Source organism: Nocardia sp. NPDC058244 (assembly GCF_042882065.1).
Lineage (GTDB): Bacteria > Actinomycetota > Actinomycetes > Mycobacteriales > Mycobacteriaceae > Nocardia.
The window spans coordinates 437,372-462,645 of record NZ_JBHVWX010000004.1 but is presented as its reverse complement, the minus strand read 5'-3'; the positions used below and the strand labels follow the sequence as shown (position 1 = coordinate 462,645).

24 protein-coding genes are annotated in these 25,274 nt (G+C 70.6%); 8 read left to right on the top strand and 16 right to left on the bottom strand.

From position 1 onward, the window contains the following. The first annotated feature begins 77 nt into the window (after positions 1-77). The 4 genes from ACFVW6_RS15250 to ACFVW6_RS15235 are packed head-to-tail and all read left to right on the top strand — an operon-like array spanning position 78 to position 3,114. Complete coding sequence (locus tag ACFVW6_RS15250; protein WP_378827442.1) at positions 78-659, top strand: DUF3558 domain-containing protein; 582 nt, start codon at positions 78-80, stop codon at positions 657-659. Positions 660-669: 10 nt separating this feature from the next. Next, the gene (locus ACFVW6_RS15245) at positions 670-1,050 is read left to right on the top strand and encodes a hypothetical protein (RefSeq protein WP_378827444.1); all 381 of its coding nucleotides are present in this window, start codon (positions 670-672) and stop codon (positions 1,048-1,050) included. Beyond that, on the top strand, positions 1,047-2,357 hold the full coding sequence (locus tag ACFVW6_RS15240; protein ID WP_378827446.1) for a hypothetical protein: 1,311 nt from the start codon (positions 1,047-1,049) through the stop codon (positions 2,355-2,357). The genes ACFVW6_RS15245 and ACFVW6_RS15240 overlap by 4 nt, the downstream gene beginning before the upstream one ends. Further along, positions 2,344-3,114 carry an ESX secretion-associated protein EspG gene (locus tag ACFVW6_RS15235; RefSeq protein ID WP_355278765.1) on the top strand — a complete coding sequence of 257 codons (771 nt, stop codon included), beginning with the start codon at positions 2,344-2,346 and terminating at the stop codon, positions 3,112-3,114. Before ACFVW6_RS15240 ends, ACFVW6_RS15235 begins: the two co-directional genes overlap by 14 nt. A 6-nt stretch (positions 3,115-3,120) precedes the next feature. On the opposite strand, the gene ACFVW6_RS15230 is transcribed toward ACFVW6_RS15235, so the two are convergent. After that, on the bottom strand, positions 3,121-3,996 hold the full coding sequence (locus ACFVW6_RS15230) for a hypothetical protein (RefSeq protein ID WP_378827448.1): 876 nt from the start codon (positions 3,994-3,996) through the stop codon (positions 3,121-3,123). A 110-nt stretch (positions 3,997-4,106) separates the two neighbouring features. On the opposite strand from ACFVW6_RS15230, the gene ACFVW6_RS15225 reads away from it, so the two are divergent. Continuing rightward, the gene (locus ACFVW6_RS15225; RefSeq protein ID WP_378827450.1) at positions 4,107-5,717 is read left to right on the top strand and encodes a GMC family oxidoreductase; all 1,611 of its coding nucleotides are present in this window, start codon (positions 4,107-4,109) and stop codon (positions 5,715-5,717) included. Between the two features lie 20 nt (positions 5,718-5,737). Here ACFVW6_RS15225 and ACFVW6_RS15220 read toward each other — a convergent pair whose 3' ends face one another. Both ACFVW6_RS15220 and ACFVW6_RS15215 read right to left on the bottom strand, forming a co-directional pair. Continuing rightward, positions 5,738-6,742: a DUF1152 domain-containing protein gene (locus tag ACFVW6_RS15220; RefSeq protein WP_378827452.1), complete on the bottom strand. Its 1,005-nt coding sequence runs from the start codon at positions 6,740-6,742 to the stop codon at positions 5,738-5,740. Between the two features lie 141 nt (positions 6,743-6,883). Then, positions 6,884-7,852, bottom strand: coding sequence for a hypothetical protein (locus ACFVW6_RS15215; protein ID WP_378827454.1), 969 nt, complete (start codon positions 7,850-7,852; stop codon positions 6,884-6,886). 103 nt (positions 7,853-7,955) lie between these two features. On the opposite strand from ACFVW6_RS15215, the gene ACFVW6_RS15210 reads away from it, so the two are divergent. Both ACFVW6_RS15210 and ACFVW6_RS15205 read left to right on the top strand, forming a co-directional pair. Next, entirely contained in the window at positions 7,956-8,564 is a 609-nt protein-coding gene (locus ACFVW6_RS15210; RefSeq protein ID WP_378827456.1) for a TetR/AcrR family transcriptional regulator, read from the top strand. 106 nt (positions 8,565-8,670) lie between these two features. After that, a complete protein-coding gene (locus ACFVW6_RS15205) occupies positions 8,671-9,414 on the top strand; it encodes a hypothetical protein (protein WP_365015817.1) in 744 nt (247 codons plus the stop codon). 3 nt (positions 9,415-9,417) lie between these two features. On the opposite strand, the gene ACFVW6_RS15200 is transcribed toward ACFVW6_RS15205, so the two are convergent. From ACFVW6_RS15200 to ACFVW6_RS15180, 5 genes are all read right to left on the bottom strand, one after another. Then, positions 9,418-9,849, bottom strand: a complete 432-nt coding sequence (locus tag ACFVW6_RS15200; protein WP_378827458.1) for a YbjN domain-containing protein — start codon at positions 9,847-9,849, stop codon at positions 9,418-9,420. Then, entirely contained in the window at positions 9,846-10,658 is an 813-nt protein-coding gene (locus ACFVW6_RS15195; RefSeq protein WP_357347937.1) for an isoprenyl transferase, read from the bottom strand. The genes ACFVW6_RS15200 and ACFVW6_RS15195 overlap by 4 nt, the downstream gene beginning before the upstream one ends. A 70-nt stretch (positions 10,659-10,728) precedes the next feature. Beyond that, positions 10,729-11,499: a DNA repair protein RecO gene (recO, locus tag ACFVW6_RS15190; RefSeq protein ID WP_378827462.1), complete on the bottom strand. Its 771-nt coding sequence runs from the start codon at positions 11,497-11,499 to the stop codon at positions 10,729-10,731. Positions 11,500-11,553: 54 nt separating this feature from the next. After that, the gene (locus ACFVW6_RS15185) at positions 11,554-12,156 is read right to left on the bottom strand and encodes a TetR/AcrR family transcriptional regulator (RefSeq protein WP_355278740.1); all 603 of its coding nucleotides are present in this window, start codon (positions 12,154-12,156) and stop codon (positions 11,554-11,556) included. Beyond that, positions 12,143-13,009: an alpha/beta fold hydrolase gene (locus tag ACFVW6_RS15180; protein WP_378827464.1), complete on the bottom strand. Its 867-nt coding sequence runs from the start codon at positions 13,007-13,009 to the stop codon at positions 12,143-12,145. Before ACFVW6_RS15180 ends, ACFVW6_RS15185 begins: the two co-directional genes overlap by 14 nt. A 151-nt stretch (positions 13,010-13,160) precedes the next feature. Here ACFVW6_RS15180 and ACFVW6_RS15175 point away from each other — a divergent pair, with 151 nt between their 5' ends. Further along, positions 13,161-14,588 carry an amidase gene (locus tag ACFVW6_RS15175; protein ID WP_378827467.1) on the top strand — a complete coding sequence of 476 codons (1,428 nt, stop codon included), beginning with the start codon at positions 13,161-13,163 and terminating at the stop codon, positions 14,586-14,588. Position 14,589: 1 nt separating this feature from the next. Here the strand turns inward: ACFVW6_RS15175 and ACFVW6_RS15170 are convergent, their stop codons facing one another. The 8 genes from ACFVW6_RS15170 to ybeY form a co-directional block, all read right to left on the bottom strand. Next, positions 14,590-16,176, bottom strand: a complete 1,587-nt coding sequence (locus ACFVW6_RS15170; RefSeq protein WP_378827470.1) for a serine/threonine-protein kinase — start codon at positions 16,174-16,176, stop codon at positions 14,590-14,592. After that, positions 16,173-17,381, bottom strand: a complete 1,209-nt coding sequence (locus ACFVW6_RS15165) for a hypothetical protein (protein ID WP_378827472.1) — start codon at positions 17,379-17,381, stop codon at positions 16,173-16,175. The genes ACFVW6_RS15170 and ACFVW6_RS15165 overlap by 4 nt, the downstream gene beginning before the upstream one ends. After that, positions 17,368-19,035, bottom strand: a complete 1,668-nt coding sequence (locus tag ACFVW6_RS15160) for a serine/threonine-protein kinase (protein WP_378827474.1) — start codon at positions 19,033-19,035, stop codon at positions 17,368-17,370. The genes ACFVW6_RS15165 and ACFVW6_RS15160 overlap by 14 nt, the downstream gene beginning before the upstream one ends. Before the next feature lie 158 nt (positions 19,036-19,193). Then, positions 19,194-22,025: an ABC transporter substrate-binding protein gene (locus tag ACFVW6_RS15155; protein WP_378827476.1), complete on the bottom strand. Its 2,832-nt coding sequence runs from the start codon at positions 22,023-22,025 to the stop codon at positions 19,194-19,196. A 90-nt stretch (positions 22,026-22,115) separates the two neighbouring features. Continuing rightward, positions 22,116-23,021 carry a GTPase Era gene (gene era, locus ACFVW6_RS15150; RefSeq protein ID WP_355278721.1) on the bottom strand — a complete coding sequence of 302 codons (906 nt, stop codon included), beginning with the start codon at positions 23,019-23,021 and terminating at the stop codon, positions 22,116-22,118. After that, positions 23,014-23,349 carry a cytidine deaminase gene (locus ACFVW6_RS15145; RefSeq protein WP_355278718.1) on the bottom strand — a complete coding sequence of 112 codons (336 nt, stop codon included), beginning with the start codon at positions 23,347-23,349 and terminating at the stop codon, positions 23,014-23,016. Before ACFVW6_RS15145 ends, era begins: the two co-directional genes overlap by 8 nt. Beyond that, on the bottom strand, positions 23,342-24,715 hold the full coding sequence (locus tag ACFVW6_RS15140) for a hemolysin family protein (protein WP_365015799.1): 1,374 nt from the start codon (positions 24,713-24,715) through the stop codon (positions 23,342-23,344). The genes ACFVW6_RS15145 and ACFVW6_RS15140 overlap by 8 nt, the downstream gene beginning before the upstream one ends. Further along, a complete protein-coding gene (ybeY, locus tag ACFVW6_RS15135; RefSeq protein WP_189033070.1) occupies positions 24,712-25,266 on the bottom strand; it encodes an rRNA maturation RNase YbeY in 555 nt (184 codons plus the stop codon). Before ybeY ends, ACFVW6_RS15140 begins: the two co-directional genes overlap by 4 nt. Positions 25,267-25,274 lie beyond the last annotated feature (8 nt).

Here is a 25,274-nt window from a genome sequence, read left to right as displayed (position 1 = left end):
CGATCGGGGTTCGGACTAGACTCTGCACAGCCGTCATCGCTCGGGCACGAGCGCACAGCTGTCTACACCAGGAGGGGATGGTCGACATGACAGTGGGAGGCCATGTGGGGAAGGCCGTCGGCATCGCCGCCATCGGGCTGGTGGTCGCCGGTTGCGGAGACAGCGAAGGGGGGACGGCCGCCCCGACGACGACCGCGGTGAGCGTGGCGGCGAGCCCGACCTCGGTGGATGCCGAGGCGAAGGTGTGGGATCCGTGTTCGCTGCCGGATTCGGCGATCAGTGGGGTGGGGCTGAATGCCGGGAGCAAGAAATCGGATGTCGCGGGTGTCGACTTCACCGGGTGGAAGACGTGCAGCTGGCAAGACTCAGCCAAGCAGTACACCTTCTCGATCCTGTCGTCCGAGCACACACTGGCCGAATCGCGTGCGCGAACCGATTTCACCGATTTCACCGAGACGACCGTCGGCTCGCGCAACGCGCTGCAACTGCGTACAACCGGATCGACACACGACCTCGGCTGCACGATCGCGGTCGAGGTCCCGAACGGGTCGGTCCTTTTCCGGCTGCTGAATCGCGTCAGCGCCTCGTCCCCGCCGGCGCCGTGCGCGGAGGTCCGGCGTCTCACCGACAATCTGGCACAGTCTCTTCCCTCGAGTTGAGTGGTGGCGAATGATCCTCGGAATTGATCCAACCCAGTGGAATCAGCTGCTGGACAAGGCGAATGCCGGCGAGCTCTCGCTCGATCCCGAGATCGGCAGAGATCTGGACCGCACCTGCGACGACCACCTGGACCGGCTCGAAGAGATCTACGCCCAGGTCGACCAGGTCCGCAACATCTCGGGCTTCGGCTCGCTCGGCTCCGGCCAAACGTTGGAACGAAAGTTCTCCCTCACCGCCTCGGGGAGCGACCGAGCGTTGGATACGGTGATCCAGCAGCACATCGAAGCTGTCCAGACCGCGAAAGAGGTTGTCGCCAAGGCGATTGCCAACTTCGTCGCCCAGGACGGCGCCCTCGCCACCGAGATCTCCGCGACAGGAGAACCGCAGTGACCTACGACGAGTACAAGAGCAGGGTCATCGCCGCGCAGCAGCAGTGGAACGACGAGCGCACCCGCATCTACGACCGGCAGCAGCAGGGCAACTACTCCACGATCTTCGGCGGCGACACCCAGCCCCCGCACATCACCACGCCCGACAGCTACGACAGCATGTCGCTCGCGCAGATGCAGGCCGCGGTGGCGGCGATGAAGCCGAAGCTAGTCGACGACGCGGTGACGGCGTGGGCCAATATCGGGATGAACCTGATGGGGACGTTCTACAAGTTCAATCAGGAGTTCGCCCGCACCGTCACCGGCGCGAACGGGCACAGCGGGTGGACGGGCGCCGCCGCGTCGGCAGCGGTGACCGCGGTGAACAACTATGCGGAGCAGTCGATTCCGCTGTCCCAGGCGGCGACGGCGATCAGCCTGAAACTGTCCGAGATGCGGACCGGGATCGAGGAGACCCAGGCGCTCATGCCGGGTCTGACCGCGCGGGAGTCGGTCACCGGCAAGACCCTGCCCGGCGACGGGGTGATGAAGGTCGACGAGCACAACCAGAAGGAAGCCGAGGACGAGGGGCGCCGGATCCTGCGCACCGTCTACGGTCAGGTGGCCGTCCAGACCGACAACGGTGTCCCCTTTCTGCCCTCCGCGCCGACGATCACCAGCGGGACCGGTGACACCGGCGTGACGGGCGGCAACGGCGAAACGAATACCGGTGGGACACAGGGTGGGACCACGACCGACGGTGCGACCACCGACGGCGCGGTGCCGGAGACGCCGGGCGAGGGCACCTCCCCCGAAGACACCGACACCTCGTCGTCGACCACGCCGTCGTCCACCGACGCCGGGTCGACCACGGCGCAGAGCACCACGCCGCAGTCCACCTCGCCGAGCACGACCACCCCGGGGTCGACCACCCCGGGAACGACGACCGCCCCCGGGACGACGACCCCGGGCACGACCACGCCGGGAACAGGTCGCCCCACCGGCACCGGGCGCGGCTCGGGCGGTGCACCCGGCGGCGGGTCGCCTTCGACGCCCGGAACGGGTCGCAGCACTCCCGGCAGCCAGTCCCCCGCCGCCGCGGCCGCCGCCGCGGGGCGCGCGGGTGCGGCGACCGGGGCGCGCGGCGCTGCGGGCATGGGCGGGATGGGTGCGCCGGGCGCGGGTCGCGGCGGATCCGACGACGAACGGACGAAGGGCGTCCCCGACTACCTGATCACCCAGGAGAACGGCGAACTACTGATCGGCACGGACGGGCTCCGGACCGTGCCCCCGGTGATCGGCGGAGACAGCGACAGTGCAGCGGGCTGAATTCACCGGCATCGAGTTCGAGATCCTGTGGTCGGGTTACGGTCGTGACCGGCTGCCCTACCCGTTGCAGTACCGCACCGACATCACCGACTTCGACGAGCTGAAGCGGCACCGGGAGGCGGCGGTCGAGAAGCTGCTCGGCAAGTACGACCCCGCCGTCGAATACGCCCTGGCCGTGCTGCTCGAACCCGAGGCCAGGGTCGAATCCAAAGGCTATGTCGGGCAGGACGACTCGAATGTCGTGCGCTTCCACGGCGCGATCCGCGGCCGTGCGGGTGCGACCCTGACGCAGGCCCGCGGTCCGGCCGAGGACATCGGCGGCGACGTCGTGATGACGTACTGCACCGCCGATCAGGTCGCCGCCCTCGCGGTCGCGGCCCTGCCCCGCGCGAAGGCGGGGACCAAGCCGCCGGTGGAGGTTCGGCGCGAACAGCTCGCCGCCGAAGAGGAACACTTCGAATACCGGGCGGGCCAGCTCAGCTCCGCCGACCAGCTCAATCGCGTCTTCCGCCGCAAACGCCACGCCTTCGGCGAGATCTCCGCCTTCTCCGGACCCGCCGTGGACGCCCGGCCCGGTCCCGGCCGCACCTTCTGGTGGATGGACTACGACGACGGCCGCTACTACGTCAAGACCGGCGACCCGATCATCGCCGAACCGCTGCCCACCGACCGGATGATCGCCGGCATCCGCCGCATGCTCGCCCGAGCCCAGCGCTACCACCAGGAATTCGGCGAGCCCGACGAACGCCTCGCCTGAACGCCGTCACCACCCACCGTCGAACAGTGCCCGCAGCGCGGGCAGCGGTTCCGCGACCGTCGTCGTATTCGCCACCGCGACAACGGCGAACACCACGGCCAACCCCATCGCGAGCAACCCGAGCCCGGCGAGCACCGCCCGCTCCCCCGACGACTTGCCCGCCCGCCGTGTCCACAGCACCATGGTCGCGATGCCGAAGCCCACCGCGACCACGGACGAAATCACCACCATCGCCACGTGATAGCGCGTGAAGTCATCGATCATCACCGCGAGCGCGGGCGAGGAACCCGCCTCGGCCGACACCGCCAACTGCCGATTCACCTCCGCCAAGGTCCCGGCCAGTTCGGGCCCCACCGGATCGTCGAACAGCATCGGCAGGACCGACGCGTAAGGCGCCACCGCGCCTTGCGCATTCGCCATCACCGCGAGCAGGGCGAGGACCGCGAACAGCGTGACCACCGCGCCGGCCGTGCCGAGCGCGAGCCGACGCACCCACCCCGCATCGCTGTCCCGTCCGACGGCATCCCACAGCACCGCGGCCAGTACCGCCAGCACCGCCAGCAGCACAACGGCGATCAGCCCTTTGACCAGGTGGTACCGAAACCAGTACTCGACCACGTCGTTCAGCGCGGGCGAGAACTCCCCGTTCCCGGAACTCCAGTACCCGGCGAAGGCCGCCCGCAGCGCCCGTCGCAGCTCTCCTTCGCCGCCGATCCCGCCCTCGGATCCCCATCCCGCCGCCATCCCCGGAACGAGCACGAACGCGATGCCGAGCAGCACCGCCACCCCACCGAGCCCCGCGACCCCACGCCCGGACAACCGCATCCCGCGCGGCGCCACCGCCACACCACCCACGACGATTCCTCCGATCAGAATCGGCAACTACGACACCGTCGGTCGCCCACTCCGATGCTAGCGAGACGTTTCCGGCGCGCGGGAGATCGCGATAGAATTCGGGGTTCGTAGAGGTCGACTCCTGACCGGAGAACACTGTGACCGAAGCCGACTACATCGTCGTTGGAGCGGGGAGCGCGGGCTGTGCGGTCGCGCGCAGGCTCGCCGAGAGCGGCGCGGCCGTGGTGTTGATCGAGGCGGGTACGGCCGATGACAAGGGCTGGGCGAAGGCGCTGTTCCGGATTCCCGGCGCGATCAATGTCATGCACTCGACGCCGCAGCTGAAGAAGCTGTTCGACTGGGGCGACAGGTCGACACCGCAGCACCATGCGCTCGACCGCCGGATTCCGATGACGCACGGCCGGGTACTCGGCGGGTCGAGTTCGGTCAACGGCATGCTCTTCGTCCGGGGTAACCGGAAGAACTTCGACGACTGGGCCGCCGAGGGCTGTCGCGGGTGGGCCTACGAGGACGTGCTGCCGTACTTCCAGCGAATGGAGGACTGGGAGGGCGGCGCGAACGCGTGGCGTGGGGCGGGCGGTCCGATCAAGGTCACCCGCCAGCACCGCGTCACCGACGCGGCACGCGCCTTCATGGACGCCACCGTGGCACGCCTGGGTGTGCCGGAGATCGACGACTACAACGGGGCGAGCCAGGAAGGGGTCGCGGTCTTCCAGCAGAGCGCCGCGCACGGTGTGCGGTACTCCGCGGCCAAGGGCTACCTGCACGACGATCCGGTGCCCGGTCTCGTCGTGCTCACGGAGACGACGGTGACGAGGATCGTCATCGACGGCTCGCGGGCGACGGGCGTGGAGATCCTGGTCGACGGCGGTACGCGGGTGATCGGGGCGTCGCGCGAGGTCATCGTCTCGGCGGGCACGTTCGGGTCGCCGCAGATTCTGCAACTGTCGGGAATCGGCCCCGCCGCACACCTGGCCGAGCACGGCATCGCGGTCGTCGCGGATCTGCCGGTGGGCGACAACCTGCACGACCATCTGTTCGTCCCGCTCTCCTTCCGGATGCCGTCGGCGTTGCGCAAGCCGACAGCGCCCTATTTCCTGCGCGGATTGGCGGCCGAACAGCGCCGTCCGGGTTCGTCGTGGGCGGCCGGTTCCTCGTTCGAATCCGTCGCCTTCGTGCGCACCTCGCACGCGCGCGAGATCCCCGACCTGCAACTGCTGAGCCTGTATTGGGTGTATCCGTCACCGAATCAGGACTCCGACAAGCGCGTCGTCCCGGCTACCAAGAAGCCGGGACAGAGCGTCTTCCCCGCGCTCATCTACCCCGAGAGCCGCGGCACCGTCCGGTTGGCCTCGGCCGATCCGGGGGCCGCGCCACTCATCGATCCGGCCTATCTGACGGCGCCCGCGGACACCGAGGTGCTCCTGGAGGGCATCGACATGGTCCGCGCGATCATGGCGGGAACCGGCGACAACCAGGGCGAGATCATCCCGGGCGCGGACTTCACCGACCCGGCCGCGATGCGCGCGGAACTACCGAACCGCATCCACACCGTCTACCACCCGGTCGGCACGGTCCGCATGGGTGTCGACGACCGCGCGGTCGTGGATCCCGACCTCCGCGTACGCGGCATCGACGGCCTCCGCGTCGCCGACGCCTCGATCATGCCCAGTGTGACCGGCGGCAACACCAACGCCCCCACGATCATGATCGGCGAGAAATGCGCCGCCCTGATCCTGAACGGCTGAGGTCAGCCCGCCTTCGGACGTCAGACGGGGAGGTCGCGCCAGGGGCGGAGGGGGATGGTGGTGCGGAAGGCTTCGATGGCGGCGGCGACCTCGAAGGGGGTGGTGGCGTGGGTTAGGTGGTCGGTGTAGAGGACGCGGCTGGCGACGGTGTCGAGGTCGAAGCCCCAGGTCATCGACATCAGGGGGTTGATGAAGAGGTCGGTGTTGGTGGCGCGGGTGCGTTCCAGGGAGTGGTGATTGCCGAATTCGCCGCGGGCGGCGTCGGTGATGGACGCGCTGACGATGCTTTCGCGGCCGGGGGTGTGGCGTTGGGTCCAGGCGACGGCGTCGAGCCAGGCGTCGACGGCGGGTGTGCCGGGGGTGAGGGCGAAGACGCCGTGGTAGGCGCCGAGTTTCGCCAGGGCGGCGACGTTTTCGAGGAAGTGGGCGTGGCAGACGCCGTGGTAGGTGTCGTTGCCGAAGCCGACGCAGGCGGCGAGTTTGACGGGGAGGTCGAGGGAGGCGGCGGCGAGCAGGCTGGTGACGTCCTCCACCGGGGTGCCGAGGCCGGCTTCGTCGCCGGTCATCAGGAGATCGGTGCCGCCGTCGACGAGGACGACGGCGTCCAGGCGCAGTTCCCGAGCCAGCCATTCGTAGGCGCCGCGCACCGCGGCCGGTCCGCCTTTGCGGATCAGATAGACGGTGTCGGGGTAGTCGTGGTCGGCCAGCCAGGTGGCGACGTGCTTCTCCGGGAAGTAGTGCGGCTGGCCCTCGGTGTCGGCGTCGACCTCGAACACCCCGGGCGCGACGGGTTTCGCCGTGGTGCGGGTGGCGGCGGTGAAGGTGAGGTTCGCCAGGAAGACGGTCTTGTCGCGTTCGTGGAGAGCGAAGGCGATCGGCAGACCGCTGAGGAAGTCGAAGCCGCCGCCCGCACCCGCGATCAGGATTCGCTCGGAGTCGCGGAGCGGGAACAGGACCGAGGAATCGAGGAGGGAGGGGGATGTGGTCGCGTGGGCCGATGCGGGTCGGTTCCGGTCCGCACTCATGACTTCCCCCTCGGACTCCGCTTTCTGTGCCACCGTAGCCATGCCGATCCCGGCGTGCCACGGCTGCATCGACGTGTGGACCGCCGACACGGCGATGCTCCGCACGAAAGTCGTTCGTGCGGAGCATCTTCGCGAGGGACCTCAGGCGGGAACGGCGACCGGCGCCGGGGCGGCCTCCGAGGCGGTCGAGGAGCGCAGTGCGCCGATTCCGAGCAGGGCGAGACCGGCCGCCGACCAGGTGAGCAGCACCGCGAGCGGAGCCAGCGCGCCCGCGCCGTCGAAGTAGGCGACCGAGCGGAGCAGCGACGCGGCCGCGCCGGGCGGGCACAGCTGGCCGATGGCGCCCCAGGGCTGCGGCAGGAGTTCGGGGGCGGAGGTGGCGGCCGAGAACGGGTTGCCGATGAGCAGCATGAGCAGCGCGCCGAGGCCGATACCGGGGCGGCCGATGGCGGCGGCCAGGCCGACGATGGTGGCGGAGACCGCGAACGCGGCCAGGCCGGCGATCGCCGCGAGTTCCAGGTAGGAGCCCGGGACGATCGAGAGCCAGGTGTGGAAGACCAGGGTGCTGAGCAGACCACCGGCGACGCCGAACGTGAGCAGGCCGGCGAGGCGGCCGCCGAGGCTCGGGATCAACAGGGTGAGCAGGACACCCGCCGCGATTCCGGACATGACCAGGGGCAGCACCATCGAGCCGAAACCCGCGCCACGCGGGTCGTCGGGGTCGGTGGCGACGACGTCCTGGACCGGCGCGGCGGGGGCACCGCTGAGCTGCTGGGCCAGGGCGGTGAGCTGCTGGGCGACCGCGGGTGAGGCGGCCGAGGCGACCAGGACCTGCGGCGCGCCCTCGCCGGTGACGACGGCGCCGTAGATCTCGTTGTCGGTGAGCGCCGCCCGGGCGGCGGCACCGTCGGCCAGGGTGGTGATCTCGAAGGCGTCGGGACTGCGCTGCTGCAACTGCTGGGTGACCTGCGCGGACTGCGGACCGGTGACGGCGATGGGCAGATCGCGCGGAGCGAGGTTGACGGCGGGCCAGGCGAAGGCGATCAGGAGCAGCGCCTGCAGCAGGGTGGCTGCGAGGCCGAGAGCCACTGCTCGTCGGGTGATCGACATGACATTCTCCCTTAAAAGCGAATGTTCGTTCTTTTTGGTGGCTTCACGGTCCCACCAGCGGGGCCTCCTTGTCAAGAACGGATATTCGTTTTATTTTTGACCCATGCCCCGAGTCAGCGAAGAACACCTGGAGCGCCGCCGGAAACAGATCCTCGAGGCCGCGCAGCGATGCTTCACCCGCAAGGGCTTCCACGAGACGTCGATGCAGGACGTGTTCGCCGAGTCCGGACTGTCCGCGGGGGCGGTCTACCGCTATTTCGCCAGCAAGAACGACATCATCTTCGCGCTGATCGTGGACACGATGACCCCGTTGCGCGGCCGGATGGCCGAGATCATCCGCAGCGAGACCCCGCCGACGCCCGCCGAGGTGGTGCGCATGGTGACCGCCGAGGTGATCGAACGCGGCGGGCCGGACGGTCCCCTCCGGCTGGCGCCGCAGGCCTGGGCGCTGGCGATGGTCCAGCCCGAAGCCAGCGTTCCGGTGCGCCACGCGATCGCGTCCATGCGCGATCTGTGGCGCGAGTACGCGGTGCGGATGCGGGACTTGGGCTGGATCGCGCCCGACGCCGACGTGGACGCGCTGGCCAAGGCGATCATCGGGGTGCTGCCCGGCTTCATGCTGCAACACCTGCTGCTCGGCGACGCCGACCCGGACACCTTCGCCCGTGGCATCGACGTGCTGATGACGATCGAACCGGGCGGTGCGGGTTAGAAAGCTCACTGTTACGCACGCGGTCGAGCGGGTAGGTTCGGGTGCGGTGCCGGTCGGGGTCGAGCGCCGAAAAACACCGAACAACGATTCGACCAGGGAGTTTCCTGTGGCATTTCACCGACGAACCCTTCGATCGCGCGGGATCGCCGTCCTGGCGGCCGCGGCCGTGCTGCCGCTGGCCCTCGCGGGCACCGCGCAGGCACGCAAGATCGGCGACTTCGAGGTGGGCGGCGCCATCGAGATCGAGTACGACCAGGCGGGCGGCGCCGCGCTCGGTGACCCCACCTCCCCCGAATCCGACGCTGCGGCGGGCGGCAAGTACCAGACCTTCGCCAACAACGCGGCGATCTACTGGCACCCCGACACCAACGCCAACACCGTCGCCGGGCAGATCCGCGACAAGTTCGCCGAGCTCGGCAACGAGGGCGGCAAGCTCGGCTACCCGGTCTCCCGCGAGGAGTCGACCCCGGGTGGCAGCGGCCGCTACAACCACTTCCAGAAGGGCTCGATCTACTGGTCCGTCGGTACCGGCGCGCACCAGATCAGCGGCCCGATCCGGGACAAGTGGGCCGCGCTCGGCTGGGAGTCGAGCCCGCTGGGCTTCCCGCTCAGCGACGTCTCCAAGGCGGGCAAGGGCGACGGCCAGTTCTCGCTGTTCCCGACCGGCGCCATCTACTGGTCCTCGACGACCGGCGCGCACGCGGTGTGGGGCAGCATCCAGGCCGACTGGATCCGCGCCGGTTCCGAAGGCGGCCGCTACGGCTACCCGACCAGCGACGAATACGACTACCAGGGCGGCAAGGCCCAGGATTTCCAGGGCGGCAAGATCACCTGGAAGCCCTCGAACTGACGCCTACGGCGCGAGCAGGCCCTGCCTGGCCCTGCTCGCGCCGGTCAGCGTGAGCAGCAGCATGGTGGTGAGGGCCTGATCGTCGAGGCCCTCGGCGGGGAACGTGTAGCGCAGGATGACATCGCCCAGCTTGCCGCGCCCGATCAGGGTGACCGAACCGAACTGGATCTCGTTGTTGCGCTCGGCGACGCGCTTGTGCAGCTGTGGCTTCAGCGGCCGATCCCAGGCCAGCACGCTGGTCAGCGACAGCACCGTGAGCCCGGGCGCGAGGGTGACGGCGCGGATCGAGCACAGCGCGCCGTCGTATTCGAAGCCGAGCGAGCCGTCGGCGTCGACGCGGATATCGATGTCCTGCATCTGCAGGCAGGCGCCGGTGCGCGCCTGCAGGTCCAGTTCGGGCGTGACCACCGCGTCCATGTCGGCTCCGTCGCTCATTTGGTACCGCCGAAGCGGCGATCGCGCTTGGCGTATTCCAAGCACGCGTCCCACAGGTTACGCCGGTCGAAATCGGGGAAAAGCGTGTCCTGGTAGACGAATTCGGCGTACGCGGCCTGCCAGATGAGGAAGTTCGAGCTGCGGAACTCGCCGGAGGGACGCAGGAACAGGTCGACGTCGGGCATATCGGGTTCGTCGAGGTACCGGGCGACGGTGGCCTCGTCGATCTTCTCCGGATCGATCTCGCCCGCGGCCACCCGGCGCGCGATCTCCCGTGCGGCGTCGGCGATCTCGGCGCGGCCGCCGTAGTTGACGCACATGGTCAGCGTCATCACGTCGTTGTCCTTGGTGAGCTCCTCGGCGACCTCGAGCTCCTTGATCACACTGCGCCACAGGCGCGGTCGGCGCCCGGCCCAGCGCACGCGCACGCCCATCTCGTGCATCTCGTCGCGGCGGCGGCGGATCACGTCGCGGTTGAAGCCCATCAGGAAGCGCACCTCGTCGGGGCTGCGCCGCCAGTTCTCGGTGGAGAAGGCGTAGGCCGACAGCCACTTGACGCCGATCTCGATACAGCCTTCGACGGCGTCCATGAGCACGGCCTCGCCGCGTTCGTGACCAGCGGTGCGCGGCAGGCCACGCTCCTGCGCCCAGCGGCCGTTGCCGTCCATCACCAGCGCGACGTGGTTGGGGACGAGCTCCGGCGGGATCGCGGGCGGCCGCGCACCCGAGGGGTGCGGCGACGGTGGGCGAACGGTGCGGGCCGTCTTGCTCGCGGTGGAAGAGTCACGACGCAGGATCACGGCTTCCATCCTGCCTGATCGTCTCGCGCGCCCCGCACGGGCTCCGGCATCCTCACCGGGGACCGGCGCCCGTGTGTCGTCAGCCGACGCGGTCGACCACGGGGGCTCCGGTGTCGGTCCGCGAGCGCTCGATCAGCGGCAGGGTGCGCAGCTGCCGTTCCAGGTGCCACTGCAGGTGGGCGGCGACCAGACCGCTGGCCTGACGGCGGACATTGTCGGGGACGCCGGCGATGTAGTCCCACTCCCCCTTCAGCAGGGCGACGAGCAGATCGAGGACACCCGCGGCCGGGGTGCTCGCGCCCGGCGGCCTGCAGTGCACGCAGACCGCACCGCCCGCCGCGACGTGGAACGCGCGATGCGGGCCCGGCGTCGCGCAGCGGGCGCACTCGTCGAGGGCGGGCGCCCAGCCCGCGAAACCCATGGCGCGCAACAGATAGGCGTCGAGGACGAGTTCGTGCGGGCGCTGCTTGGCGGCGATGGCGCGCAGGGCGCTCGCGGTGAGCGCGTGCAGTTTCGGCGCGGGCGCGCGTTCCTCACCCGCGAGGCGTTCGGCGGTCTCGAGGATCGCGCAAGCCGTGGTGTAGCGGCCGTAGTCGTCGATGATGTCGGCGGCGAACGCCTCGACCGTGGTCACCTGGGTGACGATGTCGAGCGTGCGGCCCGGATGCAGCTGCACGTCGATGTAGGCGAACGGCTCGAGCCGCGCCCCGAACTTCGACTTGGTGCGCCGCACCCCCTTGGCGACCGCGCGCACCAGACCGTGTTGCCTGGTCAGCAGCGTGACGATGCGATCGGCCTCGCCCAGCTTGTGCTGACGGACCACCACCGCCTCATCCCGATACAACCGCACGGCCCCAGTCTTCCACGTCGACCCGACACCGCCACCACGGACACGGCGGGCCGGTCAGTCCCGGCGCAGCAGACCCGCGATGAGCAGCAACAGGGATTGCTGGGTCTCGGCGCGGGCGCGCTCGGCGTCTTCGGCGTGGGCGACGATGAGTGACGCCTCGGTGATGGCGCTGAGCAGCAGCTGCGCGAGGACCGGGACGGGGACGGCCGGGACGAGACCGGCGTCGACGGCACGTTGCAGCTCGCCGGTGATCAGGCCGAGGCCGTGCCGGGATTCGAAGTCGCGGAAGGCGGGCCAGCCGAGGACGGTCGGGGCGTCCATCAGGACGATGCGCAGCATCTCCGGGCGGCCGCAGATGTCGAGGAAGCAGGCCAGACCCGCGGTCATCCCGGCCACGACGTCGTCGGGGTCGACCGCCGCCACCGCGCTCGCGATCTCCGCGGTCGCCTCGGTCTCGATCTGCTCGAGCACGGCCAGGAACAATCCGCGCTTGTCGCCGTAGTGGTGGTGCAGCGCGCCGCGGGTGACGCCGGCGGCGGCCACCAGCTGTTCGGCGGACGTCGCGGCGAAGCCGCGCTCGGCGAACAGGCTGCGGCCTGCCTGCTCGAGCGCGGCTCGGGTGGTGCGGGAGCGATCCTCCTGACTACGGCGCTGCATGCAGCCGAGTGAACTCCACGATCAGTTCGGCGAGCAACTCCGGCCGGTCCTCGGGCAGGAAGGTGTAGGAGTCGTCGACGGTGCGCAGGCTCGCCTTCGGCAGGGCGGTGACGAGCCGCTGCGCCAGTGTCATCGGGAACAGCCGGTCCTCGGTGGACCACACCACGAGCACCGGGACATCGACCTGGCCGAAGCGCTCGGCGGCCGTCAGGGTGACCCGGTTGTCCACGCCCGCCGCGAAGCGGCGCAGGTCGGCCCGGATCGCGGCATCACGCTGGGCGGGCCGCAGGTAGGACTTCGCGATCTCCTGTGGCAGAGGGTGTTTGGTCACCAATCCGAAGGCGAGCGGCAACCGCTGCAGGGGCCGCCATCCGAGCGGCGCGAGCAGCGCGGCGATGGCGCCGGGCAGCTTCGCGACCTTCAGCAGACCCGCGAACGGCTGCGGCGGGAAGACCTCGAAGCAGTCGACGGCGGCCAGCACCACCCGGCCGATCCGTTCCGGCCTGCGGGTCATCAGGATCTGGGTCAGCGCGCCGCCGGTGTCGTTCGCGACGACGGTGACATCGGTCAGGTCGAGCGCGTCGAGGAACTCGGCGATGAGGTCCGCGATGCCGGTGGGGGTGAGGTCGGCGTCGGGCAGCGGGATCGAGTGCGATCCGAGCGGCCAGTCGGGCGTGAGGCAGCGGTGTCCGGCGGCGACGAGGCCGGGCACCACCCCGCGCCAGAGGTCGGCGTTGACCAGCAGGCCGTGGACGAAAACGACCGGCGATCCGGTGCCGGTGTCGTGGTAGCGGATGCGGCCGGACGACAGGGCGATCTCGCGCGCCGGGCCGAGTGCTGAGCTGATTCCCATGGGGTCCTCCCCTGGTTCGAATGCTGGGCCTCACCACTGTTACATACATACGGGATGTATGTCTATAGCCGAGAAATCCACCCAGGGTATGTGGACGGGTGACCAGCTCGACGCTACCGTCGACCCCACTACCTGCAGAGACGGAGTTCACATGTCCGCGCCCGACCGCATCGCGCCGAAGCCTTCGGCCGACCTCGGCCTCTCCGAAATGTCCGCCGCGATCGCCGACGGCAGCCTCTCCTCCGTCGCCGCCGTGACCGCGGCGCTCGACCGGATCGAGGCCGCCCAGCCGACGCTCAACGCCTTCCGGGTCGTCCGCAGGGAGGCCGCGCTGCGCGAAGCCGCCGACGCCGACGCGCGCCTGGCCGCCGGTACGCGGCTGCCGCTGCTCGGCGTACCGATCGCGGTCAAGGACGACACCGATATCGCCGGGGAGATCACCGCCTTCGGCTGCGGTGGCGAGTTCACGCCGAAGACCGAGGACGCCGAATCGGTGCGCAGGCTGCGCGCCGCCGGTGCGGTGATCGTGGGCAAGGCCAATACCTGTGAGCTGGGCCAGCTCCCGTTCACCAGCGGCGACGCCTTCGGCCACACCCGCAATCCCTGGGATCGCACACGCACCCCCGGCGGCTCCTCGGGCGGTTCCGCGGCGGCGGTCGCGGCCGGGTTGGTGCCCGCCGCACTGGGTTCCGACGGCGCGGGCTCGGTGCGCATCCCGGCGTCGTGGAACAACCTGGTCGGGATCAAGCCGCAGCGCGGGCGCATCTCCACCTGGCCGCACGCCGAGGCGTTCTACGGCCTGACCGTCAACGGGCCGCTCGCGCGCACCGTCGGCGATGCCGCCCTGCTGCTCGACGTCGCCGCCGGGCCACACCGCGGTGACCTGCACACCCCGGCGCCGATCGACGCGAGCGCCGCCGTGGGACGTGACCCCGGCAAGCTCAGAATCGCACTCTCCCTGCGGATTCCGTTCACCGCGACCAAGACCGCGCTGGACCCGCAGATCGCGGCGGCCGTGCACGCGCTGGCGCGGACGCTGCGCGGCCTCGGGCACACCGTCACCGTGGCCGACCTGCACTACGGCCTGATGATCGGCGCCTCGTTCCTGCCACGCTCGATGGCCGGGATCACCCGGGTGCGCCGGGCGATGCCGGAGGCCGTCGTCGACCCGCGCACCACGGCCAACGCCCGGCTCGGCGGCGTCCTCGGCGGTCCCGTGCTCGCCGCCGCCCGGCGCGCGGAGCCGTTGCTGCACAAGCGGATCGGCGGGTTCTTCGACGACTACGACCTGGTCCTGGCCCCGACCACCGCCACCCCGCCCCCGCGCGCGGAGGAGATCGACGGCATCGGCGTCGGCGCGACCAACAACCTGATCACCGCCGCCTGCCCGTACACCTGGCCGTGGAACGTCCTCGGCTGGCCGAGTGTGAACGTGCCCGCCGGTTTCACCGAGGCCGGGCTGCCGATCGGCGCGCAGCTGATGGGCACCGCGAACACCGAGCCGATGCTCATCTCACTGGCGGCACAGCTGGAAGCCGAATTGCGCTGGGAACGGGCGCGACCCACGCCGTGGTGGTGAGTCACAGCGGCGCGACGGGCCACCAGCGGTCGTAGAGCTCGGCGCCGTTGGTGGCGCCGAAAATACTGAGCAGGCAGAAGTTGCGCGAGGTGTCGTCGAATTGGACGACGAGTCCGCCCGATGTCGTGCCTGCCCGCAGGCCCGGCATGTCCTGGACGATGAGCTTGCCGCGGCCCGAGGAGCGCTCCCAGTTCTCCTCCCGGATCGCGGTCGCCTCGACGAACGGGCGCGCGCTGCTCGGCGTGCGGTCGCCGTTGCAGTACACCGTCATCCGCTCGATGGGATCGCGGTCGCCGTTGCAGCTGAGCCTGCCGACGCCGTCGTGCCGGTCGAGCGCGATCGGCCGGTGCTCCTTGTCGACGGCCGCGCACCGGATGCCCTGGAAGCCGCTGGCGAACGGCGTGCGTGGGAGCAGTCCGGGAAAGGCCCGGACGATGTATTCGTGGACACCCCATGCCGATTCGGCGGCGGTGGTCGGCGCCACCGCCGACGCGGGCGCGGCGCTCGGCGACTCGTCGCGATTCAGCGCGACCACACCGACCGCGACCAGCGCGATCGTGAGCACAGCCGTCACCCCGGCGACCAGCGGCCATCGGCGGGACGGCACGACCCGGCGTGGTTCCCGAGCCGAGCCGAGGCCGACCGGGACGGTGGTCGCGTCGGCCCGGGCGTCGGGCGCGAAGTCCGGGCGACCGGCCGGTTCGCGCGGCGTACCCGGCTGGGCGACGCGCGTCGTCGGCGGCACCGGCGCACCGAACGCGGCGGCCGCGGCCGCGGCCAGCGCGCCGCAACTGGAGTACCGGTCGTCGGGATTCTTCGCCATGGCCCTGGCGATCACCGCGTCGATGGCCCGTGGCAGGTGCGGGTTCACCTGTGTCGGCCGGGGCGGCGGCTCGGTCAGATGGGCGTTGATCACGGCGGCGACGGTGTCGCGGGGAAACGGCTTGCGCCCGGTGAGCAGTTCGAACAGCGTGCAGCCCAGCGAATACAGATCGGCCCGGCGATCCACGGCATCGAGCCGGATCAGTTCCGGCGCCGCGTAGGCGAGAGTGGCCAGAAAGGCGCCGGGTTCGGTGAGCGCGGTGCTGTCGGCACCGGATTTGGCGATGCCGAAGTCGGCGACGAGGATCCGGTCCGGCTCCCCCGGCCGCGTCTCCAGCATCAGATTGGCCGGCTTCACATCGCGGTGCAGCAGCCCGGCGCGGTGCGCCGCGTCCAGCCCGGCGGCCGCCTCGGTGACGATGTGCAGCGCGTACTCCGGCCGGGGCACGCCGGCGCGCAACACCGCCGCGGCGTCGGTCCCCGCGACGTACTGCATCGCGATCCACAGCATGCCGTCGACGAGGCCGCGATCGTGCACGGCCACCACGTTCGGGTGATCAATGCGGGCCGCAAGTTCGGCCTCCCGGATGAACCTGGCCCGGAATTCCGGTGCGCCGCTGTGCGCTTCGCTCAGCACCTTGATCGCGTCCAGGCGGGGCAACCGCGGATGCCGCGCGGCGTAGACGGTGCCCATCCCGCCACTGCCGAGCACCCGCTCGATCACATAGCCCGCGAAGACCGAGCCGGACCGCAGCTGTGCGGTCATCCGGCGCGCACCAGCAGGCTGTACTGGGCGGCGGCCTTCTGTTTGATCTGCTGCTCGCGCGGCGCGAACACGGTGGCGACATAGCGTCCGTGCAGCACCCGGCAGGCGAAGCGCACCGCGGGCTGGCCCGCGTCGTCGTCGAGGCACTGGACGTCGGCCAGACCGGCCGGACCGGCGACAGTCCGCAAGCCGTCGGCGGCCAGTGACCGGGTCCCGCGATCGAACGCGCGGCGCGCTTCGACGGCATCGGGATAGCGCATCAGCCCGTCGAAGCCGATCATCGCGAAGGCGTCGGCCGTGGATCGCTGCTGCCGGGTTCCGTTCAGATAGGCCACGTTCGGCCCGTAGACCACGCCGCTGGCGTGCACCAGCGTCTTGCCCCCGGCGAGCTGTTCGCGATCGATGAGCAGCACGGCGGGCCGCGACCAGCGACCCAGCTTCTCCGGGACCAGCCGGGTCAGCATCTGCTCGCCGTCGAGCGGCAGGTGCGCGAGCTGGTCCACCGGCGTGGCGACGAAACGGTCGAGTTCGGGCAGCTGCGCGTCGAAGGCCTTGCCGATCAACCCGGTCAGGGCCGCGGCGTCCGGCGTCGGGTGCGCGACCAGCGCGCTCACCACGAACGAGCCGCGCGCGACCGTGGCGGCCATGCTCGCCACGGCGGGCCGCCAATGCGCCCGCGCCGTGGGATAGTTCGGGATCGCGACGGCGACATTGTCGCGGCTGACCGCCGCGTCGGTCGCATCGAGGTCGACGGCGGCCTTGGCGGCGGCTTCCGGATCCGGCATGCGCAGCGCCAGCAGCGACAGCCCCCTGGTGCGGACCGAGTCGGTGCCCGCGACCTGGAATCCGGCGATCATGCCGTACTTGTCGAGCACGGCGCGCGCCTGCTCCGACAACACACCGGAGACCTTGGCCGGGGTCGGCAGCGGGACCGTGGGTTTGGCGTCGGCGGGCAGGGACAGGGCGGCGTCGGCCTTGGCCGGGTTGATCATCACCTCGCCGATCCGCACCGACTCCAGCACCCGGCCCGAGTACTCGTCGCCGTCCGGCGCCACCAGCGGAACATGCTGGTAGGTACCATAATCCAGCGTCGACAGGTCGGCGTCGGCCGGTGCCGGCGTGCCCGCCACCGTGCAGCCGGTCAGCGCGAGGACGGCGAGCAGGGCGGCCGTCCGCACGGCAGCGCGGGGATCACAGCGGCGCATCGGCCCACCACTTCTCGCGCAGTTCGGCGCCGTTGTCGCCGCCGTTGACATCGATCCGGCAGAACGAGCGCGCCGGTTCGTCGAAGTAGACGTGCAGGAAGCCGGTCTGGGTCTTGTCCAGGCCGATATTGCTGCCCCAGTGCAGGTTCCCGGTGCCCGTCGGGCGGCGCCATTCCTCGTTGCCCTCGACCTGATCGGTGCTGGGCTGCGCCAGCATGCGCGAGCGGTCGGTATTGCAGACGACCGTGATCCCGACGGCGGGATCGCGGTTTCCGCTACAGCTCATCTTCGCGATCGGTTCGGCCTTGTCCGTCGGGGCGAAGTTCCACTTCTCGTCGAACATGTAGCAGCCGGTCAGCTCCTGGTAGCCGACGCCGAACTGGAAGGCGGGCAGCAGATCAGGGAAGGTGTCGGCGACGAAGCTGTAGGCACCCCACGCGGTCGCCGGTGGCAGTGGCGGCAGCGTGGTGGACGCGGCTGTGCGCGACGCCGAGTCGTCGGGTCCGGCGGCGACCAGCGCCGCCGTCGTGCCGAGCCCGAGGACGACGACCACCGCTGCCGCCACCCAGAAGCCACGGCGGCGGATCAGTCTGCCCCACGGCGTCCGGCGGCGGAGCAGAGCCGCGGTGAACGGGTCGGCCTCGAGCATCGGGGCGGGCGGCCACGTCCCGCCGAAGCCCGGTCCGGCGACGGGCAGTGGCAGCACGGACGTTTCGTGCGGCGGGGCGTCCTGCACCGACGGCTGTGCCCGCGTCTCGGCGCTCGTCGTCGCGCCGGGCAGCACGGAGGTCGCCGCGGTCGGTGGCAGCGCGCGCCCGTCCGCCGCGGCGCGAGCGGCCGCCGCCAGGTCGCCGCAGGAGGCGAACCGGTCGGCGGGGTCTTTCGCCATGGCCCGCGCGATCACGACGTCGAACGCGACGGGCAGCTCCGGCCGCAGCGCCGACGGCCGCGGCGGTGGCTCGTGCAGGTGCGCGTACATCAGCGCCGCGGGTGTCTGCCGGACGAACGGCACTGTGCCGACCAGCAATTGGAACAGCGAGCAGCCGAGCGCGTAGACGTCGGCGCGCAGGTCGACCCGGTCGCCGCCGAGTTGTTCGGGCGCCACATAGGACAGGGTCGCGACGAGTCCGCCGCCCGCCGACAGCGTCGCGGTGTCCTCGGCCCGGCGCGCGATCCCGAAGTCGGTGACCAGCACCCGGTCGGGATGACCCGCCTCCTCGGCCACCAGGATGTTGGCCGGCTTCACGTCGCGATGCAGGAGCCCGGCCCGGTGCACCGCGTCGAGTCCGCGCGCCGCCTCGCCGACGATGTGCACCGCCCGCGCCGGATCGAGCCCCGACGGCGCGGCGCGCACGAGTTCGGCCGCGTCCGACCCGGCGACGTACTGCGTGGCGATCCAGAGCTTGCCGTCGGTCTCCCCGCGATCGCGCACGGCGACAAGGTTCGGATGGGCCAGCGCGGCGGCGAGTTCGGCCTCGCGCAGGAACCTGGCCCGGAACTCGGGATCGGCGGCGTGGTCGTCGGCCAGGATCTTGAGCGCGTCGTGGCGCGGCAAGCGGGGATGGCGGGCCAGGTAGACGGTGCCCATGCCACCGGCGCCCAGTCGCCGCTCGATCAGATACCCGGCGAACTCCGCGCCCTCTGCGATACTCACCCGCCCCGGTCTCCCACGGTCACAGTGCTACCGGGACCCTTCCGGCAGCGTCTCCGAATCGGTCGCCGCTGAAGCCGGTCCCCACCCGGAGGTCATGTTCGAGCGACTATAACAGCACGAATCCGGTAGTGCGGTCCGGAAATTCCGACATCTCCGCACTACCGCCCCGGTTCGGTCCAGCCCTCGAGATCACTCTTCGTCCCGGCCGGGCAGCCGTCCTGACCGGTCCGGCGCGGGAACATGATCAGGCAGCGTTGCGGGCCAGGACCGCCGACCGCGGTGGTGACCAGCACCGCGATCGACGAGCCGTCGGCGACGCGACGCGTCGAGAAGCCCAGGGTGCCGGTGACACCGCGATAGTCGCTCTCGCGCAACTGCACCGCGATCGCGGTCCGGTTCGGCGGCAGGTCGGCGAGGACGCCGCGGCTGGCCCGGACCGCCTGCAGGAACAGGCCGCTCACGTCGAACGCGAGCCCGGTGCGGTCACCCGCCCAGGTCGGGCGGTAGTCGGCCAGGTCCGGGTAGCCGCGCAGGTCCTCGATCAGCCCGGCCAGTTCGACGCACAGCTGCTCGTGTTCGAACGGCACCGGCTGATCGCCGAGTTTGCCGACGCCGCTGACACAGTCCGCGCCGCCGAGCATCACCGGCGCGGCCTTGGACACGTAGCGCACCGTCAGGTTGGCCGGCAGCGCGGCGGTGGCCTTGGGGTCGGTGATCAGCCGGGTGACCGCGTCGTTGCCGAGGATCGCCGGTCCGGCGCCACTGAGGCAACCGCGGCTGACCGCCTTGGCGAAGGTGGGGAAATCAGCGTTGCGGCCCGCGAAGAACAGCAGGGTGCGCCGGTCGGCGCCCTCGGTCTCGCACGGCGCGGGGAACCGGTACAGCTCCTGCTGTTCGCGCCAGCTCAGACTCTGCTGGGCGACACCGCGTCCGGCGAGCTCGGCCTGCAGATCGGCGACCAGGGTCGTCACGTACAGGTCGTCGGCCGCCTCGGGGTGGTAGATCGTCACCTTGTCGTAGCGCGGGGCGCCGTTCGGCTCGCGCGCGCCTTGGACGTAGTCGGCGATCAGCCGGGCCTGCACGGTATTGCTCGGCGCCGCTTGGAAGTACAGGGGCGAGGCCCGGTCCAGGCCATCGGCCGACAGCGTCGTCGCCACTGCGGGCACGCCGAGTTCGCCGAGCCGGGCGATCGCCGTGCGGGTCTCGTCGGTACTGCGATCGATGCCGACCACCCCGAGCACGCTGGGGTCGTCGGCCACCAGGCCGCGCAGCGCGTGCTCGACCACCCAGCTCGCCTGGCGCATGTCCGAGCCGCCGTTGGCGATGACGACGCGCAGCAACGGTTCCGACTCGTCGGAGGCCAGGAGCGCGCGGCGCTGCTGCACCGCGAGCCCGGCAAGTTCCTCGACCTGGGCGTGCGGGTAGCGCACATTGGTGTCGGCGTAGCTGAGACCGGCGAAGTACACCAGCGAGACCAGCGGCCGGTCGGGGTTGCTCGCGCGGGCCTCCGTGGCCTGCTCGTTGAGCCGGAACACCTCGCGCTGCATGGCCGTCAGCTCGGGATCGTCGGCGAAGAGCTGCGCGACGTTGTCGCTGTAGCCGACGCACTCACCATCGCGCAGGGCCACCGAGACACCGCCGGTCCACGGCCACTGCGAGCACGGCGCGCCACGCAGTGGCGGGAAGTAGACCAGCGCGGCGGCGACGGCCAGCGCGATCGGGATGAGCACGCACAGGCCGACGAACCAGCTGCGCGCCGCCATCGGCGGTGCGGGCGGCAGGGCGAGACCGCGGAAGCGCGGGTCGCTGATCCGCGGCGGTGTGTCCGGGGGCAGCAGCGCGCGCAGCGGCAGGAACCACGCATCGGCCTGGCGGTGGGTGCGCCGGTTGTCGATCTCCCTGACCCAGCTCTGCAGCGGGTCCGGTGGTTGCGGCGAGGGCTGCTCGGCCAGGCTCTCCAGGGTGCGCAGCGTGCGCAGCTCCCCGATGTCACCGAGCTCGCCGACCTCGCGGTTCGGGCCCTCGTCCCGGAAGGCGACGAGCACCAGCGGGTCGAAATGCCCGGTCTCGTTCCTGATCTCGTTGATCCAGGTGAGGATGCGGGCACCGTCACTGCCCTCGGCGAGACCACCGAGCAGCGCGACCGGATAGGCGGTGCGCCGCCAGCTCGACGGCCGCCAGATCCGGCGCCGGTACGCGTCGCGCAGATCCTCGAGGAACGCGTGGATCAGCAGTTTGGCGACCTGCTCCTCGTTCTCGTCGACCCGGTGCGAGGCGGTCAGGCGAGACGCGAAACCCAGGAAGCTGCCGGACAATTCGGGTGCCAGATAGCGCTGGTGCAGGAACCATCTGGTCACCTTCGACATCCCGGGGATGCGCCCGGACACCCACAGCCACAGCCGCAGCACCGGCCACAGCGCGAGCACGCCGAAGACCACGCGCGAGATCGTGTCCCCCGCGACGCCTTCCGCGGTGTCGGAGCGGCTGGTCGGCGATCCGCTGCGCAGCAGCTTCGGCAGCCGACGGCGTAGTTCGTCGGGGGCCTCGGACTCGTCGCTGGTGACCCGCTGGCGCGTCAGCCAATCAGCGGTGCGGTAGCGCGGGAACTTGATCGCGCCCATCGCGGTGTCGTCGGCCGCGAAGCCGGCGACCAGCTGCTGGATGATCGGCAGGCAATGCCCGGCGATCTCCTGATCGTCGTGCGAGCTGACCGCGGTGAGGTCGGGCGTGAGCGCGGTGCGCGGCAGATCCGGTGCGTGCAGATCGACCTTGGCCCGCGGGGTCGCGCGCCGGCCGCCCGATTCACTCAGCCAGCTGTAGAGGTCGGCGACCAGCGCCGAATGCCCTTGCACGCCGACCAGTTCGACGATCGGCCGGGGCAGCGTGCGGCGACCCCGCAGCAGCGTGCGCAGCACCCGCGGTTTGGTGTCGGGGATCTCCAGCGCCCGCAGCAACTCCAGCAGCTTGCCGACATCATTGGCATCGGGCACTTCGACGGCCTCCCCGGGCGATCAGCGAGCACACCGAACACCGTCGGCGTATTCGCCGAACGATACCCCGTACCGCCGACGCTCAAACGGTCAAAAGCCCAGCTTCCCCAGCTGTTTCGGGTCGCGCTGCCAGTCCTTGGCCACCTTCACGTGCAGGTTCAGGTAGATCCGGGTCCCCAGGATGTGCTCGATCTGCTTGCGGGCGTTGGTGCCGACCTCCTTGAGGCGGGAACCGTTCTTGCCGATGATGATCGCCTTCTGGCTCGGCCGTTCGACGTACAGCAGGGCATGCACCTCGAGCATGTCCTCGTTGGCCTCGTACGGCTGGATCTCCTCGATCACCACGGCCAGCGAGTGCGGCAGTTCGTCGCGCACACCCTCGAGCGCGGCCTCGCGGATCAGCTCGGCCATCAGGGTTTCCTCGGGCTCGTCGGTGATCTCGCCGTCGGGGTAGAAGGCCGGGCCCTCGGGCATCTTCGAGGCGATCACATCGACGAGCACCTCGACCTGCTCACCCTTGACCGCCGACACCGGCACGACCTCGGCCTCGGGCCCGAGCAGCTGCGAGACCGCCATCAACTGGTGGGCGACCTGGTCGCGGCTCACCTTGTCGATCTTGGTGACCACGCCGAGGACGGTGGTCTTGGGCGCCATCATCTTGATCTGCTCGACGATCCAGCGGTCACCGGGGCCGATCTTCTCGTCGGCCGGGATGCACACGGCGATCACGTCGACCTCGGAGTAGGTGTCGCGCACGAGATCGTTGAGCCGCTGGCCGAGCAGCGTGCGCGGGCGGTGCAGGCCTGGGGTGTCGACCAGGATCAGCTGGGCGTGCTCGCGGTGCACGATGCCGCGGATGGTGTGCCGCGTGGTCTGCGGGCGCGAGGAGGTGATCGCGATCTTGGTGCCGACCAGGGCGTTGGTCAGCGTCGACTTGCCGGTGTTCGGGCGGCCGACGAAACAGACGAAGCCGGAACGGAATTCCTTGTCAGCCACCGTGCACCTCGCTCAGCACGGCGCCGGCGCGGTCGGTGCGGATCACCGCGGCCGAGGGCGAGACCTCGCGAACCGCGGCGATGCCCGCGTCGTCGGCGTCACCGCCGACGACGACGGCCGCCTCGAAACCCTCGGCGCCGCTGGAGATCGCGGCGGCCACGGCGGCCTGCAGCGCGGTCAGCCGCAGCGCCGTCAGCGCGACCTCGCCGGCGGCGTAGGTGCGGCCGTCGGTGTCGCGGATGGCGGCGCCGCTCGCGCCACCGGTGCGGCCCAGCGCGCCGCGCGCCAGCACCAGCAACTTGTTGTCCTCGGCGTCCAGTTCACTCATCGGTATCTCCGTTGTCGTCGGGCACGGTGACCTCCGCGGGCTCGCTGCCGTTGGTGGTCTGCTCGGTGCCGTTGGTCTTGCCCCTGCGGGACTTCTCGGTCTTCTTGTCCTTCTCGGCGTCGCGGCGCACCAGCACGGTGTTCACCCGCATCCGCCCACGCGCGTCGGCACCGCCCTCGCCGCGCAGGACCAGGCCGTAGACGGTCACCTTCGAGCCGGGCAGCGGGACGCGCCCCAGCTCGTGGGCCAGCAGCCCACCCACGGTGTCGACGTCCTCATCCTCGATGTCGAGCCCGTACAGCTCGCCCAGATCCTCCACCGACAGCCGCGCCGACACCCGGTAGCGGCCGTCGCCCAGGTCTTCCACGGGCGGGGTCTCATCGGTGTCGTACTCGTCGGCGATCTCGCCGACGATCTCCTCGAGCACGTCCTCGATGGTCACCAGACCCGCGATGCCGCCGTACTCGTCGACCAGCAGCGCCATGTGGTTGCGGCGGCGCTGCATCTCGTCGAGCAGATCGTCGAGCGGCTTGGAATCGGGGACGAACACCGCGGGCCGCATGACCTCGCGCACGGTCACCTTGCGGCTGCGATCGGCGTACGGGACAAGGTCTTTCAGGTACACCACGCCGAGCACGTCGTCGACGTTCTCGCCGACCACCGGAATCCGCGAGTGCCCCGACCGCACCGCCAGCGACATCGCCTGGGCCGCGGTCTTGTCGGCCTCGATCCACACCATCTCGGTGCGCGGCACCATCACCGCGCGGGCGAGGGTGTCGCCGAGTTCGAACACCGACTGGATCATCCGGCGTTCGTCGTCGGCGACCACGCCGCGCTCGCGGGCCATGTCGACCACTTCCCGCAGCTCGATCTCGGACGCGAAGGGGCCGTTGCGAAATCCCTTACCCGGGGTGATCGCGTTGCCGAGCAGGATCAGCAGCCTGCTCACCGGCCCCAGCGCGGCGCCGATGATCTGCAGCGGCACCGCGGCGCCGAGCGCGATCGAATAGGCGTGCTGGCGGCCGAGGGTGCGCGGGCCGACACCGATCACGACGTAGGAGACGACCACCATCACCGTGGCGGTCACCAGCAGCGCCGTGCCCGCGCTCCACAGCGACAGGGCCGCGGCGGCGAGCAGGACGGTCGCGGTGATCTCGCACAGGATGCGCAGCAGCACCATGAGATTCACGTACCGCGGCCGGTCGTCGACGATCTTGCGCAGCCGCGCCGCGCCGGGCCGTTCCTCGCGGACCATGTCGTCGAGCCGGGCGCGCGAGACCGTGTTCAACGCCGAGTCGACCCCGGCGAACACCCCGCCGAGGCCGATCAGCACGATCGCCAGCAGGATTTGGGTCAGTGCGGTCACGCGGGGCCCAGTGCGTCACCCGGTGCGGTGAAACCTGCCTTGCCGAGCAGTTGGGCATCGCGCTCGGCCAGTTCGGCGCGCCGCTGTTCCTCACGCAGGCTCACGTACCACTCCTCGAGCAGCTGGGCCTGCAGCGCGAACATCTCCTTCTCCTCCTCCGGCTCGGCATGGTCGTAGCCGAGCAGGTGGAGCACGCCGTGCACGGTGAGCAGTGCCAGCTCGTGGTCGAGGGAATGGCCAGCCTTCTGCGCCTGCCCCATCGCGAACTCCGGACAGAGCACGATGTCACCGAGCATCGACGGGCCGGGCTCGGGGCTGTCGGGGCGACCGCCCGGCTCCAGCTCGTCCATCGGGAACGACATCACGTCGGTCGGGCCGGGCAGGTCCATCCAGCGCACGTGCAGGTCGGCCATGGTGTCGAGATCGACGAGCACCATCGACAGCTCGGCGGCGGGATGCACGTCCATCCGGCCGATGACGAAACGTGCGACGCTGACCAGGTCTTCTTCGGGGACGTCCATGCCCGATTCGTTGGCGATCTCGATGCTCACGTGTTCAG

Excerpts from the sequence above, each read along its gene's own strand:
- ACFVW6_RS15250 (WP_378827442.1), top strand. The coding sequence starts at position 78 with ATGGTCGACATGACAGTGGGAGGCCATGTGGGGAAGGCCGTCGGCATC.
- ACFVW6_RS15245 (WP_378827444.1), top strand. The coding sequence starts at position 670 with ATGATCCTCGGAATTGATCCAACCCAGTGGAATCAGCTGCTGGACAAG.
- ACFVW6_RS15220 (WP_378827452.1), bottom strand. The coding sequence starts at position 6,742 with ATGAGTGCGGACCGGAACCGACCCGCATCGGCCCACGCGACCACATCC.
- ACFVW6_RS15215 (WP_378827454.1), bottom strand. The coding sequence starts at position 7,852 with ATGTCGATCACCCGACGAGCAGTGGCTCTCGGCCTCGCAGCCACCCTG.
- ACFVW6_RS15210 (WP_378827456.1), top strand. The coding sequence starts at position 7,956 with ATGCCCCGAGTCAGCGAAGAACACCTGGAGCGCCGCCGGAAACAGATC.
- ACFVW6_RS15200 (WP_378827458.1), bottom strand. The coding sequence starts at position 9,849 with ATGAGCGACGGAGCCGACATGGACGCGGTGGTCACGCCCGAACTGGAC.
- ACFVW6_RS15195 (WP_357347937.1), bottom strand. The coding sequence starts at position 10,658 with ATGGAAGCCGTGATCCTGCGTCGTGACTCTTCCACCGCGAGCAAGACG.
- ACFVW6_RS15185 (WP_355278740.1), bottom strand. The coding sequence starts at position 12,156 with ATGCAGCGCCGTAGTCAGGAGGATCGCTCCCGCACCACCCGAGCCGCG.
- ACFVW6_RS15180 (WP_378827464.1), bottom strand. The coding sequence starts at position 13,009 with ATGGGAATCAGCTCAGCACTCGGCCCGGCGCGCGAGATCGCCCTGTCG.
- ACFVW6_RS15175 (WP_378827467.1), top strand. The coding sequence starts at position 13,161 with ATGTCCGCGCCCGACCGCATCGCGCCGAAGCCTTCGGCCGACCTCGGC.
- ACFVW6_RS15170 (WP_378827470.1), bottom strand. The coding sequence starts at position 16,176 with ATGACCGCACAGCTGCGGTCCGGCTCGGTCTTCGCGGGCTATGTGATC.
- ACFVW6_RS15165 (WP_378827472.1), bottom strand. The coding sequence starts at position 17,381 with ATGCGCCGCTGTGATCCCCGCGCTGCCGTGCGGACGGCCGCCCTGCTC.
- ACFVW6_RS15145 (WP_355278718.1), bottom strand. The coding sequence starts at position 23,349 with ATGAGTGAACTGGACGCCGAGGACAACAAGTTGCTGGTGCTGGCGCGC.